This is a genomic window from Pseudomonas sp. BAV 4579 (assembly GCF_009765395.1).
GTDB classification, from domain to species: domain Bacteria; phylum Pseudomonadota; class Gammaproteobacteria; order Pseudomonadales; family Pseudomonadaceae; genus Chryseomonas; species Chryseomonas aestiva.
Genome location: NZ_WHOV01000236.1, coordinates 1 through 277, shown reverse-complemented (window position 1 = coordinate 277; position 277 = coordinate 1). Strand labels below are relative to the sequence as shown.

General features: G+C 65.7%; 1 pseudogene. It reads left to right on the top strand.

Annotation, left to right across the window (positions count from 1 at the left end):
• A pseudogene (locus GSQ95_RS27370) lies at positions 1–277 on the top strand (conjugative coupling factor TraD, PFGI-1 class); the annotation flags it as partial.

The following is a 277-nucleotide window of genomic DNA, read 5'->3' as shown; positions in this document are numbered from 1 at the left end:
GCGGCCTGCGGTGGAGCTCTACACGGTGCAGGTGTGCTTGGCGATGGCCTTCCTATGCGTATTCGCGCCCTGGGCCGTGGCCCTGACCCCGCTGTTCGGCCTGGTCACGGCCGTCGCCTTCCTGGGCTTCGGGATCTACCGCTTACGCCAGGCGCTGCGCGTGCTGCGCTACCGGCGCAATATCCGGCGCCTGTCGTTCTACAGCATGACCAGCAAGGAGATTCCGGTCAGCAATGAGCGGCTGTTCGTGGGCAAGGGCTTTCGCTGGGAGCAGAAG